Consider the following 16504-nt stretch of genomic DNA (forward strand, 5'->3'; position numbering starts at 1 on the left):
GGCAGGGCTAACGGATGTGTTCAGCAGTGAAAAGTAACGCGTGGATACTTTGTCCACAATGCGATTTAATGATTAAGCTGCCGGACATTCCCGTTGGCAGCCGTGCATCATGCCCGCGCTGCCACACCTCCCTGACGGCCAACTGGCACGAGCCGCGCAAACGACCGACGGGCTATGCGCTGGCAGCACTCTTTATGCTGCTGCTGGCGAATCTGTTTCCTTTCGTCTCAATGAAAGTTGCGGGGCTGACCAGCCAGATTACACTTTCGCAGATCCCCAAGGTCATGGTGACGGAAGATTACAGCAGCCTGGCGACGCTGTTCCTGCTCTTTGTGCAGGCGGTCCCGGCTTTCTGCATGATCACCATTATACTGCTGGTCAATCCGGTTCCTTTTCCAACCCGACTTAAAATTGGTCTGGCACGCATCCTGTTTCAGCTGCGTAACTGGGGCATGGCAGAAATTTTTATGGCGGGCGTGCTGGTCAGCTTCGTCAAACTGATGGCCTACGGTGAGATTGGCCTGGAGACCAGTTTCTGGCCGTGGGTGTTGTTTTGTCTGTTACAACTTCGGGCCTTTCAGTGCGTTGACCGGCGCGAGTTGTGGGAGAGTCTCTCCCCCCGACCCGCGCTACCTCATCTGCCCGAAGTGGGCATCAGTGGTTTAGAGCAGGGCCTGCGTTCCTGCCCATGCTGTACGGCCATTCTGCCTGAAGCTGAGCATACCTGTCCGCGCTGCGGCGTAACGGCGCAGGCGCGACGAAAGCACAGCCTGCAGTGGACGCTGGCGCTGTTGTTTACCTCCATACTGCTTTATATCCCCGCCAACCTGTTGCCGATCATGGTGACGGAAACCCTCGGCACAGCGTATCCCTCTAATATTATGGCGGGGGTGATTGTGCTGTGGGATGACGGTTCTTATCCGGTAGCGCTGGTGATTTTTATCGCCAGCATTATGGTGCCTACGCTAAAAATGCTGGCGATTGGCTGGCTCTGCTGGGATGCCAGCGGGCGCGGACGGCGTGACAGCCACAGGATGCACAAAATTTATGAAGTGGTTGAATTTGTTGGCCGCTGGTCAATGATTGACGTGTTTGTGATTGCCGTGCTCTCTGCGCTGGTGCGTATGGGGCAATTAATGAATGTTTATCCCGCGTGGGGGGCAGTACTGTTTGCGATGGTGGTGATTATCACCATGATTGCTGCCATGACCTTTGACCCGCGATTAACTTGGGATCGTGTACGCGAAAACAATATGAAGGAGTCGCGCCTTGACGGAAACTAACCACGGCCATGCAAAGGTGGAACAGATTAAGCGCTGGTCGCCGGTCTGGATTGTCCCCATCGTTACGCTGTTAATTGGCGGGTGGATCCTGTTCTACCATTTCAGCCATCAGGGGCCTGAAGTCACCTTAATCACCGAAAACGCCGAAGGCATTGTTGCGGGTAAAACCACAATTAAAAGTCGCAGCGTGGATGTCGGTATCGTGGAGAGCGCGGTGTTAAGCGACGATCTCCACCATGTAGAAATTAAGGCCCGTCTTAATGCGGGTATGGGAAAACTGCTGCATAAAGACAGTGTTTTCTGGGTAGTGAAACCGCAAATAGGACGTGAAGGCATCAGCGGGCTGGGAACGCTGCTGTCAGGTGCCTACATTGAATTACAGCCCGGCACCAAAAGTGAAGCGCCAGAACAGTTTAACCTGCTCGATGCCCCTCCTTTAGCGCCGCCAGATGCGAAAGGTATCCGCATTATTCTCGACAGCAAAAAAGCGGGTCAGCTTAATCCGGGCGATCCGGTGCTGTTCCGCGGCTATCGCGTCGGTACGGTTGAGACCAGCGTTTTTGATACTGATAAACGTATGATGACCTATCAGCTGTTTGTCGCTGCGCCTTACGACCGCCTGGTTACGACCAACGTGCGTTTCTGGAAGGACAGCGGTATCGCCGTGGATATGTCTGCCTCTGGCATGCGCGTAGAAATGGGTTCGCTCACGACGCTCTTCAGTGGTGGCGTCAGTTTTGATGTGCCGGATGGCTGGGAACTGGGTGAGCCTGCGCAGAACAAATCTGATTATCATCTGTTTGACGATCAGCGCAGTATTCAGGACTCACTTTATACCAACCATATTGATTACCTGATGTTCTTCACCGACTCGATTCGTGGTCTTCAGGCAGGCGCGCCGGTTGAGTTCCGGGGTATTCGTCTGGGTACCGTTTCTGAAGCGCCATTGATGAAAGCAGGCCTGGATCAGGCGCTGAATAATGATTACCGCGTACCGGTACTGATTCGTATTGAGCCGGATCGCTTTATCAGCCGGCTGGGTGAAAATTTCGATCTTGAACAGCATCTGCAGGATGGTAAGAAACGCGGTCTGCGTGCCACGCTGAAAACGGGCAACCTGCTGTCGGGCGCACTCTATGTCGATCTCGACTTCTATGACAATGCGCCAGCCTATAAAGGACCACAGAAAGTCTCTGGCTATGAAGTGATCCCAACGGTCAGTGGTGGCCTGAGCCAGATTCAGCAGAAGCTGATGGCGGCACTGGATAAAATCAACAGTCTTCCACTGAACGGCATGGTTAACGAAGCCACAGGTACACTGAAAGAGAGCCAGAAAACGATGCGTGATCTGCAGCGCACCATCGACAACATCAACAAAGTCACTGGCAGTCCGGCGATGAAAACGCTGCCGGAAGATCTGCAGCAGACATTGCGCGAGCTGAACCGCAGCATGAAGGGCCTGCAGCCAGGTTCGCCAGCCTACACCAAAGTGGTAGGCGATATGCAGCGACTGGATCAGGTACTGCGTGAACTTCAGCCGGTACTGAGAACGCTCAACAATAAGAGCAATGCGCTGGTATTTGAGGCGAAACCGGGACAGGATCCCCAGCCGAAGAGGGCGAAACAGTGAAGAAAGGATTGATACTTTGTGCCGCGCTGGTGTTAAGTGCGTGCAGTAGCAGCGTTGACAATACCTGGTATCAGCTGCCCTCCGGGGCGGCATCCATGCAGGTCAGCAGCAGCCAGCTGAATGAAGCGCAGCCGATGCTGTGGGTGCAGCAGGTGACGGTGCCGGATTATCTGGCAGGCAATGGACTGGTTTATCAGACCAGCGATGTCAAATATGTCATCGCCACAAATAATCTCTGGGCCAGTCCGCTCGATCAGCAGTTGCAGCAGACGCTGATCACTAACCTGAGCAAGGCGTTACCAGGCCGGCTGGTGGCCGGTTCACCGTTAGGTGCGCAACACGATACGCTTAACGTGACGGTCACCGGCTTCCAGGGACGTTACGATGGCAAAGCGATCGTCAGTGGTGAATGGACGCTGGAACATCAGGGCCGTCTGACTAAGCAGGCGTTTAATCTGGTTCTGCCGCAAACCGAAGATGGCTATGATGCTATGGTCCGCACGCTGGCGGCGGGCTGGCAACAGACTGCGCAGAAGATTGCCAACAGTGTGGTTGCGTTAAATTAAGATTAATGTGAATAAATAAGCTAAGCCCCTGTCCGGTTGTCGTGATTTTTCGACGCCGGCCAGGGGCTTTTTTATTAGCTTAATCAGAGAGATGGTGTTGATGTGTGCATCACAAAACGCCGTTATTTTTACCGATTAAGGTCACATTTATGACACTGGCATGAAGATTGAGCATTGATCTTTGGATTCGCAGGAGGTAGAACATAAGGGTGGTTGAACATTAAATCACCACTTTTCTTTCCACCAGATTCCACAGACCTTACATGAGGGACACGGAGTATGAAGAGACAGAAACGAGACCGCCTCGAACGCGCCCATTCACGTGGTTATCAGGCAGGCATTACTGGACGCTCAAAAGAGATGTGTCCGTATCAGTTGATTGACGCTAAGTCTCACTGGTTGGGAGGTTGGCGACAAGCCATGGAGGACAGGTCGGTAGCTGCATAACCGGATGTCACTGAAAAGGGAATATAACCTCCGCCATGCGCGGAGGTTTTTGTTTCCGGAGGAAACGCTTAGAAAGCGGCGGTATCTTTAAACAGGCCGACTTTCAGATCGCTGGCGGTATAGATCAGATTACCGTCAACCAGCACTTCACCATCTGCCACGCCCATCACCAGTTTACGGTTGATCACGCGTTTGAAGTGAATGCGGTAAGTAACTTTCTTCGCTTCTGGCAACACCTGACCGGTGAATTTCACTTCACCCACGCCCAGTGCACGGCCTTTACCTTCGCCGCCCAGCCAGCCCAGATAGAAACCAACCAGCTGCCACATGGCATCCAGGCCCAGGCAGCCCGGCATCACCGGATCGCCAATGAAGTGGCAACCGAAGAACCAGAGATCGGGATTGATATCCAGCTCCGCTTCAACAAAGCCTTTGTCATATTTGCCGCCGTCTTCGGTCATTTTGACCACGCGGTCCATCATCAGCATGTTGCCGGATGGAAGCGGCGGACCATTTTCGCCAAACAGTTCACCACGACCTGACAGAATCAGATCTTCTTTGGTATAGGATTCGCGTTTATCTACCATGTTTTCAATAAGCCTTGTTTTAGTGAATCACGAATATTAGCGAACAGTTGTACGCTGAGCAAATCGGATTAACGGTGGTTAAACCAGTTAAGCCAGCGCAGCGCCCAGGGACGTTGCGGACCGTCCGGCTGGTTGAACAGGCTAATGCGTTCCTGGATGGTATTCAGCAGGCAATCACCCAGACCATCCTCGGTACTCCAGATTTTCCCCGTCAGCAGCGGCAGTGCTTCCTCGGCCTGGTCAATGGCCCAGATGTGGAAGCGACCCTGCTCAACCGCCGTGACAACAGCCTGGTTCAGACTAAGATGACGCACATTGCAGGCAGGAATAATCACTCCCTGCTGGCCCGTCAGTTCTCGCTGATGGCAAATATCAAAGAAGCCTTCGATCTTCTCATTCAGCCCGCCCACAGGTTGCACGTTGCCGAATTGATCGACCGAGCCGGTGACAGCAATTTGCTGATTGATGGGCTGATTTGCCAATGCGCTTATTAAGGCACAGAGTTCAGCCAGCGAGGCGCTGTCACCATCCACTTCGGAATAAGATTGTTCAAACACCATTGAGGCCGAGAAGGGCAGTTGCTGATCAAGTTCCAGCTCGGCAGTGAGGTAAGCCTGCATAATCATCATACCTTTGGCATGGATATTCCCGCCCAGCTCCGCTTTGCGTTCGATATCCATGAACTCACCATCACCAGGATGGACCACGCAGGTAATGCGAGAAGTATCGCCCCAGGCGCGCGGGTGGCCAGGAAATTCCACCACTGACAGACCATTAATCTGACCGACAACTTCACCTTCGGTTTCAATCAGAATCTGCCGCAGCAGGATCTCATCACGCATCCGTTCATTGAGATAATTCTCGCGCCATAAGCGCGCTTCCAACGCATCACGTAGCGCTTCAGCATTGAGTTGTTCATCGCCCATCAGGGCTGACTCGCGCATCTGACGCTGGAGCCAGCGGGGACAAAGTGGCAGGGTATCCTGATCGCCGCTATAGCGAACGCCTTCTTTAATCAGCTCGGGCCAGAAGTCCTCTTCCGGCAGGGGCAGCCCCGCCTGCTGTGCCAGTTCTGCGTTCCAGCGACACCAGGCAAGCATGTCATCCTCATCCAGAATCTGAATATTCTCTTCAAACTCAGTATAGATGGCCATTTCGTGTGCTTCAGGGGCGAGCTCCTGAAAATCTGCCAGGGTTTCACGTTCGCCACACAGGACCAGATTGAGACTGAGTGGCAGAGGCGGAATGGAAACCGGCAGTGGCTGGCGTTCGTCCTGGGATGTCCACTCGACATAGCCCTGCTCAATACACTTTTTCAGGCGCAACCAGAGAATGGGCTGCGTCATCAGGCTTTGCAACGAAAGCACCAGCGTGCCGCCGTTAGCGCGATGTATCAGGCCCGGCTCGAGCTGGATGCGATCTTTATACTGGCGCACGCAGCCAAACAACTGTTCCATCTCAATCCACTCAGCAAAGTGAATACCACCCTGACTGGTGAACGGGCGTTGTGGATCGGAGGGAGGCTGGAGCGTGACATTATCTGCCATGATATGGTAGTCACCACCATACAGCGTGGTACTGTCGGCCATAACCCGTTGTGCGGCCTGGGCAATGAATGCCAGATAATCGCGATTTTCCTGGCTACGAACCAGCAGTAATGGGAACCCTTGCGTCTGATGGTGTAAATGCGCAAGTGCATTCAGCAAACGGGGCTGTACCGTTGCCAGAGCATCAGTTTCTTCATCAGCAATTCGGGAGAAAACGGATTGGTATTGCGCGCTATCCGGCTGTAAGGTCTGCCACGTAAGTTGGGTGCTGGTCAAAATAATCGCATTTGTCTGTATTAAGAAAAGCGAGATTATACAGGAATCACCCTTGTTAAGCACTGCAGACTTCCTGCTGAAGATGTGATGATGACAGCATGTTTTTCGTTGCTGCATCCGGGAAAAAAGCTGTTATTCTTAGTTCGTTACGTGATCACGATGAGATTCCGATGAAATACCAGCAACTCGAAAATCTTGAATGTGGATGGAAGTGGAAATACCTGGTGAAAAAACATCGGGAAGGTGAACTGATCACGCGTCACCTTGAATTAAGTGCGGCGCAGGCTGCAGTCGATAAGCTTCTGGCGATGGAAAATAATCCGGTCACGGTGAATGAATGGATCGCGGAACATATCCATTCTGATCTGGATAATCGGCTGAAACAGACTATCCGTGCCCGGCGAAAACGCCATTTCAATGCTGAACATCAGCACACCCGTAAAAAATCCATCGACCTTGAATATCTGGTCTGGCAACGACTGGCGGGACTGGCACAGCGGCGCGGCTGCACGCTTTCTGAAACAATTGTTCAGTTGATAGAAGATGCAGAACATAAAGAGAAATATGCCACTCAGATGTCCAGCCTGAAACAGGATTTGCAGGCGATCCTGGGTAATTCAGGCTCTGAAAGCGAGTAACGTAACGGGAGCAATGTCATCCCTGAACGCCTGATGCCAGCTTTATTACTGGCATAAAAAAACCCCGCCTTGGCGGGGTTTTTTATGACATGTAAACTTAAGCCTGTGGCTGAGTTACAACGTCTTTGATGCCTTTAACATCGATTTCTACGCGACGATCCGGAGACAGGCAATCGATCAGGGCATTACGGCCTTTCACGCTGTCACAGGTATTGCCGGTAACTGGGTTAGATTTACCCATGCCACGTGCAGAGATCTTGTTAGAAGGGATACCTTTAGAGACCAGGTAATCTACGACTGACTGAGCACGTTTCTCAGACAGTTTCTGGTTGTACTGCTCTGAACCGATGCGGTCGGTGAAGCCCAGTACGACAACGGAACCATCTTTAGGATCCATTGAGCTCAGCTGGCTGTACAGCTGATCCAGAGCCTGCTGGCCTTCTGGCTTCAGGGTAGATTTGTTGAAGGTGAACAGAACGTCAGACTTCAGAGTGAAACGCTTGGTTTCAACAACTGGCGCTGGTGCTGGAGCCGGAGCTGGCGCCGGAGCAGCGACGTCATCCTGACCGAAGCGGTATGAAACGCCTACGCTCAGCATGCCATTGTCTGGACGAGCACCAACGGTCTGTGCATCACCGATGTTGTTAACCCACTGGTAATCCAGACGGGTAGCCCAGTTCTGAGTCAGCGCATATTCAACACCAACTGCAGCCAGCGGAGATACGCCGGTGTCGTGGTCGCTGATGCGGCCAGTAGTTGGGTTAGTCTGCGTTGCATCTGCACGCCATACCATGCCGCCCAGACGAGTATACACGTCCAGATCGTCATTAATTGGGTAGCTCAGTTTAGCAGCCAGCTGAACGCCCTGTGCTTTGAATGCGCCGTTAGTCACATTGCCTTTATTAGGCATGCGACCCAGCCAGTCATAGCCCATCTCGAAGCCCAGGTATGGGTTTGCCTGATAACCAACGAACGCACCTGCGCCCAGCTGGCTTTCATGAGTTGGACCGTCATTGTTCTCGTAACCGTGACCGTAGTAGCCAGTGTCGTGATACTGAGACCAGCCCAGTTTAGCACCGGTGTACCAGGTGTTATCTTTCGGAGCGGCCTGCGCTACGGTAGCGAAGCCAGCCAGTGCCACTGCAATTGCGATAGCTGTCTTTTTCATTTTGCGCCTCGTTATCATCCAAATAGGCAATGAGCAAAAAGGTTGCTCTTGGTTTAAATCCTTCGCCGGGTCAAAACGCTCGCTTATGACTCTACCGCAAAAAACGGAGGTTATTGAGCACCCTGGCGAGCTAAAGTCTACAACGAGATTGGAAACTTACAAGTATGATGTGAGGCGCTACTGTAAAAAAACAGCGGTTTATACACAATTTCTAACAATTAGGATGGTCGTAACGTCGCAGCAAAAAGCCCAAAAAACCTGCTAACCCATTGTCACAGCTCGAACTAACAGAATCAGTGGTTTAGCGACAACTGATAAGAATAATAGCCTGGGAAACTTCTTATTTTTACTTAATGAAACAAATCCGACTGAATTTTTATCGCACTTTGCGGTCTCAGAGGCGCTTCCGTTGTCCCACTGGCCCGCAAAATCAAACCCAGCGCTTCACCCTCAGCTGCCGCATTTTCAAGTTGACGACGCTCATTTTCATCAAGATCGTACGGAATCCATGCCAGAACAACGCTGTAATTTCCCGTACGCAACGCTTTAACCATCGCCTCAACCGCATTCAGACGTTCAGAATCGGCGATATGCATACTTTTATCTAATGGTAAGCCTGATTCCTGCAACCAGGTGCGGTTCAGTTTATGTGCCGGTGTTAACCACAACTGCCAGCGTGACTGCTGACTCAGTTGCTGTAATAACGGCAACAGCATCATCTGCATCATACCGGGCTGCTCGCTGTAACGTAACTCAGTAATTCCACCACCCTGCGTGGACGGAACAGAAGAGGACGCATAATGATGAGCATAGCGTGCATTATTAGGATGTTGTGTTCGCATAAGTTAATCACCAGCAGTGGACTGTATGAATATACAGTACTGTCATCCTGGATAAAGATCAACCCAAATTTCTGAAAACGCCTCGCAAAAACGCGACAAGATTAGTTGAAGCACTATTTATTCATTGAACCCGCTGCCACTTTTTTTTATCTTCTAATTACCTGATACACAACGTAATTTACCAGATATTTCTTACATGGAGGTGGTGCAATGAAAAAGATTAACCCGGTTGTCGAGCGCTCCAGAGCGCACCTGGGCCCGTTGGGAACAATTGAGTCCCGGACCCAGTTTGGTGGCTATGCACTGGCTGTCGAAAGCGTGGTTTTCGCGTTAATTAATAAAGATGAACTCTACCTGCGGGCCAGTGAACCCTTGCGGGATTACATTACCGACCGTCCGCTCCAGCCCCTGATTTTTCGCAAACGGGGAAAGTCAGTGAAGCTTGATTACTTTCAGGTCGATGAAGCCTTATGGCGGGATCCTGACCATCTTCTGACGCTCTCCGCGGCCTCTTTAGAAACGGCACAGCGCGAGTTGCAGAACAGACAAGCCTCTCCGCGTTTGAAAGATCTGCCTAATCTCAGTGTACGCATGGAAGTCATGTTGTACGAGGCGGGCGTGATGAGTGTCAATCATCTTTACCAGATGGGAGCCAAACAGTGCTGGCTGAAGTTAAAAGCGATCAACCAGCACGTTGGATTTCAGACACTACTGGCGCTGCAGGGTGCAATTACGGGCCACCATGCGGCCGCACTGCCACTGGCCACCCGTGCCGAGCTGAATGCATGGTTTCAACGCACGCTTTTATCGAAACCAGACTTCAGAGGCGAAGAAGGCTAATCAGCAATAAGCGTGCGGCGCAGGCGAGCCACATCAGGCATTAAGGCTACCAGCAGTCCGAGTTGCTGAAGCACCAGCGGCGCACGCACATCCGCATCTGCGGCCAACTGGCTGATGCGATGAGCCAGTTGATGGCGCATTGTTTCAACATGCTCATCGCTGACTACGTCCGTCTGAAGCACATCCTCAACATAACAAACTGTATCATCCAGCAAGGTCAGCAGTTCTGGTGCCGTAATTTTGTCACGGTGCGCGCCGAGTGCAGAAATGTAACTCAGAAACGAGTGGTTTGAGCAAAGCAGCTGAAAAGCCGATTCGCGCAGTTTCTGACTGGTGCGACTTTCACTGCTCATGTTTGAAACCACGGATGCCAGCTCGGCATCTGCATTGTGTGCGTCACGGCGGGCAATGCGATAGGCGAGACGATTATCCTTGCCCTGATGATACTGTTCCATGATCGCATCCAGATAGCGGCAGTTCGCTTTCAGGGTTCGTTCAGCCACCGCCGGCAACTGACGAAAGCGCCAGTCTGGCCAGATAAACGCCACAGCCAGCCAGGCCAGTCCACAGCCGAGTAAGGTGTCCACTACGCGTGGCAGGGCGACCTCAAAGCCTTCCCCTAACAGGTTAAAGCAGAGCAGAACCAGCAATGTGATAAACAGCGTGGCCTGCGCATACTGTACCTGCCTGAAAGCGAAGAACAGCACGCCGGAAATCACAATCAGGATTAACTGCCCTTCAATTGAGGGCACCAGCCATAAAACGGGCAGACCAATAGCAATGCCCGCCAGTGTTCCGCCGATACGTAAGGCCAGTCGCCGCTGCGTTGCGTTGTAGTTGGGCTGGCAGACAAACAGGCTGGTCAGCAAAATCCAGTATCCCCGCTCGAGTCCGGTGATCTTAATGAAGCCATAGCCGATACAGAGCACGACTGACATGCGAACTGCATGCCGGAATAGCGCCGATGAGGGAGAGAGATGACGGCTAAAGCGCAGCCGGATGTCACTCCAGCCACTTAATCCTTCGCGTGACAGCAGATTATCGCTGTGCTGAGGATCTTCACCGGCCAGCGTCTGTTCAGATTCGATGGAGGCAAGGTGGGCATCGATGGCGCGCAGATTGCGCAGCAGCCAGAACAGGGCACGGGTATGCTCGGCCTCAGGCTCGTGCTTCTCCAGCCGTTCAATTGCTTTTTGTAATCGTTCAAACGCGCGCTCAAATCGACTGTCATGCACCCATCTTTCACGCACCAGAATGCAGTGTGCCAGCTGGCGACAGGCTTGTGCCTGCATGTTAAGAAGACGCTGGAAGCGAAACAGAATTTCGTTATAGCGCCAGTCACCGCGCAGCAGATGATATTGCAAATGGGACGAGCTGGCCCGTTCATGAATGTCCTGCGCCACAAAATAGTAGTGCAGACTACGGCGGGTGCCGCGCGACCCGCGATCGCCACGCAGTCGACTCTGCAGCGTAGTTTTGGTCAGGTTGAGCTGCGCCACTAACTGGCTGTTGACCATCGCCGCATCGATAAACGCGGCGTCATCCTGCTCACCAGCATCCGGATCGAAGAGATTCGCTTTGGCATCCAGGTAACGCGCCAGTTGTGAAAAGCTGCCAGCCAGCTGTTCCTGCACCGGCCGGACCGGAAACATCAGATGACCCAGCAGCGTCAGCAGGTTGTACCACAGCGCGCCGACCAGCAGCAGCATCGGCTGCATATACCACTGACTGAACAGCCCGATGCCGAGCATGGTATAGACCGCAATCAGCAGCGCACCAAACGCGATAGTGGCGTAGCGCTGGCCCAGGGCACCCAGCAGAATAAAGCCCCATGTCGAGATCGCCAGCCCGACAATAAAGGCGAACGGATAGGGAAACAGGAGTTCTACTGAAACGGAGGCGATGCAGAAGCAAAGCAGGGTAATCAGCAGATTCTTCAGACGACCGGCCAGGCGATCATCAAGATCGGCCAGCGCAGCCGCGACCACCCCCAGCGTTAAGGGAATCGTCCACTCAATCTGATGCAGCCACCAGGGGATGGCAGCGCAGCCACTCAGCGCAAACAAAATCCGCAGCAGATAGCGCCACGTACTATTAAACAGATATTTTCGCCAGCCAGGCACTGCATCCGACATCATATTAATAGCGGCGGGCATTGGCTTCGCGCGCGGCGCGCGCCTCTTCCACGGACACCACGCGGCGTCCAACCGGCCAGAGGGCGATAGCGGCAATCTTAAAGTTCGCAATCCCTGTTGGAATACCGATGATGCTGATGCATTGCACAATCCCCACCGAGATATGTGAAAGGCAGAGCCACCAGCCAAAGAAAATCAGCCAGAAAATATTCAGGAAAGTTCCGCCGGTATTCAGAATATGACTCTTACTTTCAGGACGAAGCACATCGACATGCACCGCCTCGTTGCCAAACGGCAGCAGCGAGAGCTTTGTAATTTCCCAGCAGGAGCGGGTCAGTGGCAGGGTAAAAATCAGCACGACACTGATTAACGTGGCAAACAGCCAGCTCAGCGTGGTGAAAAAGCCACCCAGGACAAAATTAAGAATATTTAAAACGGTGCGCATGATCGTCTTTTCCTTTTGCATTCCGCAAGATGTGACGCCAAGTTTAGCTTGTTTTAAAAAACATCATTTAACAACAGTAACTTGGCAATAAAAACAGTTAGTTAAGTTAATTTTAAGTGCAGGGGAATGCAGTGTTATGAATCCTCTGCTGCCACATTGCTGCCACTATAACCCGCGATAGGGTTGAGCTGTGCAGCCTCTTCAAGATGATCTGGTGCGAAGTGTGCGTACCTCATAGTTTCACGAATGTTTGCATGACCCAGTATCCGCTGCAGTACTAAGATGTTGCCTCCATTCATCATAAAATGGCTCGCGAATGTGTGCCGGAGCACATGCGTATTTTGACCATCAGCTAACTGGATATTGGCAATGTTAAGCATTTCACTGAAAGCCTTATAGCAAGGCTGAAACATTTTATCTTTCAGGGGTGAAAGCTCATCATAAAGCCACCGTGGTATAGGGACGGTTCGGTTTTTGCCGCCTTTGGTTTTTATAAACGTGAGCTTATAAGGTGACAACTGGGAACGGGTTAGGTTCTCGGCTTCGCGCCATCTGGCCCCTGTTGCCAGGCAGATTTTAACGATTAGTGTAAGGTTGATGTTGCCAAATGAATCACAGGCCCCAAGCAGTGTTTTGATCTGTCCGTCAGTTAACCAGGACATCTCTTTTTCTTTTTCCTTGAACGGCCGAACTCCATCAAGAGGGTTAGGTAGCTTCCACTCTCCGAGTCGGCGCAACTCGTTGAATACAGCTTCGAGGTAGTACTGTTCGCGGTTTACGGTAATGGGTTGCGCTATCCATTTCTGAGGGTTGGCATGATAACCATTGTCAATTTTCCCGCTTAACCGCTGGTCGCGATAATGCGCCCAATCTTTAGTTGTTATCCTCGAAGCAATTGGATCACCCATACCCCTGCAAACAATGTTCAACTTTGCAAGACGCAGTTTGCTTGCTGTCAGTGACTGCCCGTGTAGGTTGTGCCAAAGCTGGATCAGTTCGCTTAGCTTCCGGCGATCCTCTTTTTCACCGAGCCAGGGCTTATCTTCGGTCTTCTTTCTTTCATAATCCTCATAAGCCTCGGCCTCACCTTTAGTGTTAAATTGCTTACGGATACGCTTTCCATCCCTACCGTTGGGGAATATCTGCGCGAGCCATTTGCCATTTTTTTGTTTAGTAACAGTCATAGTGAGAACCGAGGTAAATTACTTATTGATCACAAAGGCTATTGCCAGCGTCAAGAATTGGGCTGATGCTTTTCTTGACCCCTTTATAATTTGGGTCGTTAGCCCATACGGTGCTTATATCTTCACCTTCCATTTTGCCGGACTTGACTGCATCTTTGGCGCTGCCATTAACAGGATATCGGTCATCAGTTTCAGTGTTATAAACGAAAATGAAACGTTTATTTATGCAAGACACTTTGGCCTTATCAAAAGTAAGGGGCCATTCCCCACCTAATTTTGACGAATCCAAATCAACTGACTTTTCAGCTGCGTTAATTGTTGATGCAGCAAAGAGACATGTTGTGGCAATTAATAACTTTTTCATTCCAATCCCTAAACGTGTTTTTCCAGAGTAAATAATACCGCACCAAATGGGGTGACGTCTGATGCACCACATTCAAACGAGACATTTGGATTGGTTAGTTTAATTTTTCCACCGGGTAGGCGAGAGATATCATACACATCATAGGAGTCATCAATATTAACGAACCAGCGACCATTTGCGATGTTCTTAGCCTCTGTATTCACTAGCCATGAGTGACCAACACCATCAATAAACACTAAGCAATCTTTATCGACTGTGGAAAGCGCCGGATCCATAAGCCAGTTTCCTGCGTCAATCAGAACGCCCGACACTAATTTTTTCTTCGGAATACTTATTGATGATGTGACAACTTCGGGCTGACTATCGAACATCTCACCTTTACCAGTTGCTAACCATCTGAGAGACACGCCTGTGTCTAGCGCGCATGCAACTACTACATCTCCGGGGAAATATTCCCTGCGGATCCATGTGCTGATTGTGCCAGAAGAGATATCAAGTAAATCGCCCAGCTCCTTTTGCATGGTAAAGCCGTAGGCATCTAATAGGCGACGTAAGACATGCTTGCCACCGTTAGCCATAACTTCTTCATAGGCATCCTTGCCTTTAAGTTGAGGCTTAGAATCACGAAAATTTGCATTTGCAAGATTGCCAGTAATCAGCCAATTGATATCCGCGCCAGTCTCTATGCAGCAGCGAACAACGATCGTGCCAGGTATTGTGTCACGCTGCACCCAACCGCTAACGCTGTGCTTAGCAATGCCCAATACATCAGCCAAATCCTTCTGCATTTTAACGCCGTATGCAGACATGATGCGCTCCAAAACCCCGCCAGACGCATCTATCTTCCAGCTACCGCCCTGTTCATCGGACATAAGAAAGCACCACCAGTATCCATAAAGTTATTTACAGGTAATTTTTAACGATCTATAGTGACGCTCATCGACCAAGATGCACATCACTGCACCATATTTCACACAACCGGAGATAATGCGATATGAAAGATGCAAAAGCAACTTTGACGCATGAGTTAGAGAATTCACAAAACCAAGTCGGCGCTTTCACCGATTCTCAAATCAACGCTATCGTCTCAGCCTTACTGCCGAGCTTGCAGAGGATGATTGGATCTGCAATGGCTGAAACAATGAGCGTTCCTGACTTTGCTGCAATGCGAGGCGTCAGCGAGCGCCTTGTGTGGCAGTGGCTTGATGAAGGCGTACTTTTAAAAGCTCCGACTAAAGATTTTGCCAATAAAGAAAAGGCCGAAAAACGCAGCAAAGCCCTCATCAATGTCAAAGCATGGCGCGACAAACTCACCCAGCAGGCTGTGGACTGTCGTTATATCGATGCCTGCACCTCGCAATCTCTTAACTGATTTCGATTATTCAAGTTGAGCAAGGGAATAGCCATGTTTGATTTTAAGACCTCCACCCATACCCACTATGACGACGCCTGTCGCAAGTTCGCGCTAACGCACAACATGGCTGAACTGGCACATCGTGCAGGCATGAAAGTGCAAACTTTGCGTAACAAGCTCAACCCGGATCAATTGCATCAACTTACCGCTTCTGAAGTGCTGCTACTTACTGACCTGACTGAAGATGCCACGCTGATGGATGGGATGCTGGCGCAGTTGCAGTGCATGCCATGCGTACCGGTTAATGAACTGGCAAAAGACAAGTTTCAGTCTTATGTGCTGAAAGCGACTGCTGAAGTCGGAAGCATGGCCGCCAGTGCCGCAAACCCGGAGCGGATAACTGCAACATGCCGCCGCAGTATTCTGGAGGCTGCAAACACTGGTATTCGCTGCATGATGCTGGCCGCGCTGACCGTGCAGGCCCGCGTTCACTCTAACCCGACCTTAGCCTCAACCGTTGACGCTATCAGCGGGCTGGGTGCTTCGATTGGTATCAGCTGAGGGCGCACGATGATTTCATTTGCGGCACACCTCAAGCGCCAGAGTCCGTCAATGTCTTACGGAAATGGCTGGATCATGGGAGAAAATGGAAGGCCCTGGCATCCATGTAAAAACCAGCAAGAGCTGCTGAAAAGTATCACTACAAAACGCGACGGATATTCACACCGCCTGCGCCGTATTTTTGGTCGCTAATATGAAAGTTTTATGGGAAGTACCAAAGCAACATGAGCCAGCCAGCTTTTCCAAAATTCATTTAATGGGCGCTCGCGTTGATAAGATTCAGCCAATGACGTTTGATGAATTTCGTAAAAAATGGCGTCAGATGCGTGACAATAACGCTAACGCCGCATTGCGTTATTTTAATCATCAGAATGATGAGTTTAAATTCTGTGTGCTTACGCTGGCAAACCGAGAAAATCCTAAAAGTTTTAAGCCGGATGAAATAGGAAGGCCGTTTCAATATTTTGAAGAGGACCGCAGGAGGCTAATTATTATTGCCATGAATAAGATGGCGCGATGGGGCGGCATTTTACCCCGTCAGTTTTCAACCGCAGACTGTTTTTTACCTGAGTAAATAAAATTCAAAAATCAATGGCGTAAACCCGCCGGGCATTCTTTTGCCTAAATTTTGGAGAAA

The 16504-nt window shown here is 51.0% G+C and carries 19 protein-coding genes; 10 read left to right on the forward strand and 9 right to left on the reverse strand.

Annotation, left to right across the window (positions count from 1 at the left end; all coding sequences use genetic code 11):
* The first annotated feature begins 14 nt into the window (after positions 1 to 14).
* From pqiA to rmf, 4 genes are all read left to right on the forward strand, one after another.
* On the forward strand, positions 15 to 1283 hold the full coding sequence (gene pqiA, locus Q7C21_RS09600; protein ID WP_008925872.1) for a membrane integrity-associated transporter subunit PqiA: 1269 nt from the start codon (positions 15 to 17) through the stop codon (positions 1281 to 1283).
* A complete protein-coding gene (gene pqiB / locus Q7C21_RS09605; RefSeq protein WP_008925873.1) occupies positions 1270 to 2913 on the forward strand; it encodes an intermembrane transport protein PqiB in 1644 nt (547 codons plus the stop codon). Before pqiA ends, pqiB begins: the two co-directional genes overlap by 14 nt.
* Complete coding sequence (gene pqiC / locus Q7C21_RS09610; RefSeq protein ID WP_008925874.1) at positions 2910 to 3479, forward strand: membrane integrity-associated transporter subunit PqiC; 570 nt, start codon at positions 2910 to 2912, stop codon at positions 3477 to 3479. The genes pqiB and pqiC overlap by 4 nt, the downstream gene beginning before the upstream one ends.
* Positions 3480 to 3758: 279 nt before the next feature.
* A complete protein-coding gene (rmf, locus tag Q7C21_RS09615; protein ID WP_008925875.1) occupies positions 3759 to 3926 on the forward strand; it encodes a ribosome modulation factor in 168 nt (55 codons plus the stop codon).
* 68 nt (positions 3927 to 3994) lie between these two features.
* Here the strand turns inward: rmf and fabA are convergent, their stop codons facing one another.
* Together fabA and Q7C21_RS09625 are read right to left on the reverse strand one after the other, a co-directional pair.
* Positions 3995 to 4513: a bifunctional 3-hydroxydecanoyl-ACP dehydratase/trans-2-decenoyl-ACP isomerase gene (gene fabA / locus Q7C21_RS09620; protein ID WP_008925876.1), complete on the reverse strand. Its 519-nt coding sequence runs from the start codon at positions 4511 to 4513 to the stop codon at positions 3995 to 3997.
* A 68-nt stretch (positions 4514 to 4581) separates the two neighbouring features.
* Positions 4582 to 6453, reverse strand: a complete 1872-nt coding sequence (locus tag Q7C21_RS09625; RefSeq protein WP_375150651.1) for an AAA family ATPase — start codon at positions 6451 to 6453, stop codon at positions 4582 to 4584.
* A gap of 53 nt (positions 6454 to 6506) precedes the next feature.
* Between Q7C21_RS09625 and matP the strand changes: the two genes are divergently transcribed.
* Positions 6507 to 6974, forward strand: coding sequence for a macrodomain Ter protein MatP (matP, locus tag Q7C21_RS09630; RefSeq protein ID WP_375150652.1), 468 nt, complete (start codon positions 6507 to 6509; stop codon positions 6972 to 6974).
* Positions 6975 to 7071: 97 nt separating this feature from the next.
* Here matP and ompA read toward each other — a convergent pair whose 3' ends face one another.
* Both ompA and sulA read right to left on the reverse strand, forming a co-directional pair.
* Positions 7072 to 8142, reverse strand: a complete 1071-nt coding sequence (gene ompA, locus Q7C21_RS09635; protein ID WP_140033554.1) for a porin OmpA — start codon at positions 8140 to 8142, stop codon at positions 7072 to 7074.
* Between the two features lie 350 nt (positions 8143 to 8492).
* Complete coding sequence (gene sulA / locus Q7C21_RS09640; protein WP_003850038.1) at positions 8493 to 8984, reverse strand: SOS-induced cell division inhibitor SulA; 492 nt, start codon at positions 8982 to 8984, stop codon at positions 8493 to 8495.
* Positions 8985 to 9194: 210 nt separating this feature from the next.
* Here sulA and Q7C21_RS09645 point away from each other — a divergent pair, with 210 nt between their 5' ends.
* Positions 9195 to 9824 (forward strand): TfoX/Sxy family DNA transformation protein, encoded by a 630-nt coding sequence (locus Q7C21_RS09645; RefSeq protein WP_375150653.1) that lies wholly within the window; start codon positions 9195 to 9197, stop codon positions 9822 to 9824.
* Here Q7C21_RS09645 and yccS read toward each other — a convergent pair.
* From yccS to Q7C21_RS09670, 5 genes are all read right to left on the reverse strand, one after another.
* The gene (gene yccS, locus Q7C21_RS09650; protein WP_375150654.1) at positions 9821 to 11980 is read right to left on the reverse strand and encodes a YccS family putative transporter; all 2160 of its coding nucleotides are present in this window, start codon (positions 11978 to 11980) and stop codon (positions 9821 to 9823) included. The two genes, Q7C21_RS09645 and yccS, sit on opposite strands and share 4 nt — an antisense overlap.
* Positions 11964 to 12404, reverse strand: a complete 441-nt coding sequence (locus Q7C21_RS09655; protein WP_003850033.1) for a YccF domain-containing protein — start codon at positions 12402 to 12404, stop codon at positions 11964 to 11966. The genes yccS and Q7C21_RS09655 overlap by 17 nt, the downstream gene beginning before the upstream one ends.
* 134 nt (positions 12405 to 12538) lie before the next feature.
* Positions 12539 to 13588, reverse strand: a complete 1050-nt coding sequence (locus Q7C21_RS09660) for a site-specific integrase (RefSeq protein WP_375150655.1) — start codon at positions 13586 to 13588, stop codon at positions 12539 to 12541.
* A gap of 22 nt (positions 13589 to 13610) precedes the next feature.
* The gene (locus Q7C21_RS09665; protein ID WP_375150656.1) at positions 13611 to 13952 is read right to left on the reverse strand and encodes a DUF2511 domain-containing protein; all 342 of its coding nucleotides are present in this window, start codon (positions 13950 to 13952) and stop codon (positions 13611 to 13613) included.
* Between the two features lie 8 nt (positions 13953 to 13960).
* A complete protein-coding gene (locus Q7C21_RS09670) occupies positions 13961 to 14824 on the reverse strand; it encodes a phage repressor protein CI (protein WP_375150657.1) in 864 nt (287 codons plus the stop codon).
* 122 nt (positions 14825 to 14946) lie between these two features.
* On the opposite strand from Q7C21_RS09670, the gene Q7C21_RS09675 reads away from it, so the two are divergent.
* From Q7C21_RS09675 to Q7C21_RS09690, 4 genes are all read left to right on the forward strand, one after another.
* Entirely contained in the window at positions 14947 to 15324 is a 378-nt protein-coding gene (locus tag Q7C21_RS09675) for a Cro/Cl family transcriptional regulator (RefSeq protein WP_375150658.1), read from the forward strand.
* A gap of 33 nt (positions 15325 to 15357) precedes the next feature.
* Positions 15358 to 15867: a phage regulatory CII family protein gene (locus Q7C21_RS09680; RefSeq protein WP_375150659.1), complete on the forward strand. Its 510-nt coding sequence runs from the start codon at positions 15358 to 15360 to the stop codon at positions 15865 to 15867.
* 9 nt (positions 15868 to 15876) lie between these two features.
* Positions 15877 to 16059, forward strand: a complete 183-nt coding sequence (locus Q7C21_RS09685) for a phage filamentation protein Fil family protein (protein WP_375150660.1) — start codon at positions 15877 to 15879, stop codon at positions 16057 to 16059.
* Between the two features lie 64 nt (positions 16060 to 16123).
* Positions 16124 to 16441: a hypothetical protein gene (locus tag Q7C21_RS09690; RefSeq protein WP_375150695.1), complete on the forward strand. Its 318-nt coding sequence runs from the start codon at positions 16124 to 16126 to the stop codon at positions 16439 to 16441.
* Positions 16442 to 16504 lie beyond the last annotated feature (63 nt).

Source organism: Pantoea sp. ANP04, assembly GCF_041982285.1.
GTDB lineage: Bacteria > Pseudomonadota > Gammaproteobacteria > Enterobacterales > Enterobacteriaceae > Pantoea > Pantoea eucalypti.

Bases quoted from the DNA above. Each gene is read 5' to 3' on its own strand.
- Q7C21_RS09660 (WP_375150655.1), bottom strand. From the start codon at position 13,588: ATGACTGTTACTAAACAAAAAAATGGCAAATGGCTCGCGCAGATATTC.
- Q7C21_RS09625 (WP_375150651.1), bottom strand. From the start codon at position 6,453: ATGCAGCAACGAAAAACATGCTGTCATCATCACATCTTCAGCAGGAAG.
- yccS (WP_375150654.1), bottom strand. From the start codon at position 11,980: ATGCCCGCCGCTATTAATATGATGTCGGATGCAGTGCCTGGCTGGCGA.
- Q7C21_RS09685 (WP_375150660.1), top strand. From the start codon at position 15,877: ATGATTTCATTTGCGGCACACCTCAAGCGCCAGAGTCCGTCAATGTCT.
- rmf (WP_008925875.1), top strand. From the start codon at position 3,759: ATGAAGAGACAGAAACGAGACCGCCTCGAACGCGCCCATTCACGTGGT.
- Q7C21_RS09665 (WP_375150656.1), bottom strand. From the start codon at position 13,952: ATGAAAAAGTTATTAATTGCCACAACATGTCTCTTTGCTGCATCAACA.
- Q7C21_RS09655 (WP_003850033.1), bottom strand. From the start codon at position 12,404: ATGCGCACCGTTTTAAATATTCTTAATTTTGTCCTGGGTGGCTTTTTC.
- sulA (WP_003850038.1), bottom strand. From the start codon at position 8,984: ATGCGAACACAACATCCTAATAATGCACGCTATGCTCATCATTATGCG.
- matP (WP_375150652.1), top strand. From the start codon at position 6,507: ATGAAATACCAGCAACTCGAAAATCTTGAATGTGGATGGAAGTGGAAA.
- Q7C21_RS09690 (WP_375150695.1), top strand. From the start codon at position 16,124: ATGGGCGCTCGCGTTGATAAGATTCAGCCAATGACGTTTGATGAATTT.
- ompA (WP_140033554.1), bottom strand. From the start codon at position 8,142: ATGAAAAAGACAGCTATCGCAATTGCAGTGGCACTGGCTGGCTTCGCT.
- fabA (WP_008925876.1), bottom strand. From the start codon at position 4,513: ATGGTAGATAAACGCGAATCCTATACCAAAGAAGATCTGATTCTGTCA.
- Q7C21_RS09670 (WP_375150657.1), bottom strand. From the start codon at position 14,824: ATGTCCGATGAACAGGGCGGTAGCTGGAAGATAGATGCGTCTGGCGGG.
- Q7C21_RS09680 (WP_375150659.1), top strand. From the start codon at position 15,358: ATGTTTGATTTTAAGACCTCCACCCATACCCACTATGACGACGCCTGT.
- Q7C21_RS09645 (WP_375150653.1), top strand. From the start codon at position 9,195: ATGAAAAAGATTAACCCGGTTGTCGAGCGCTCCAGAGCGCACCTGGGC.
- pqiA (WP_008925872.1), top strand. From the start codon at position 15: ATGTGTTCAGCAGTGAAAAGTAACGCGTGGATACTTTGTCCACAATGC.
- Q7C21_RS09675 (WP_375150658.1), top strand. From the start codon at position 14,947: ATGAAAGATGCAAAAGCAACTTTGACGCATGAGTTAGAGAATTCACAA.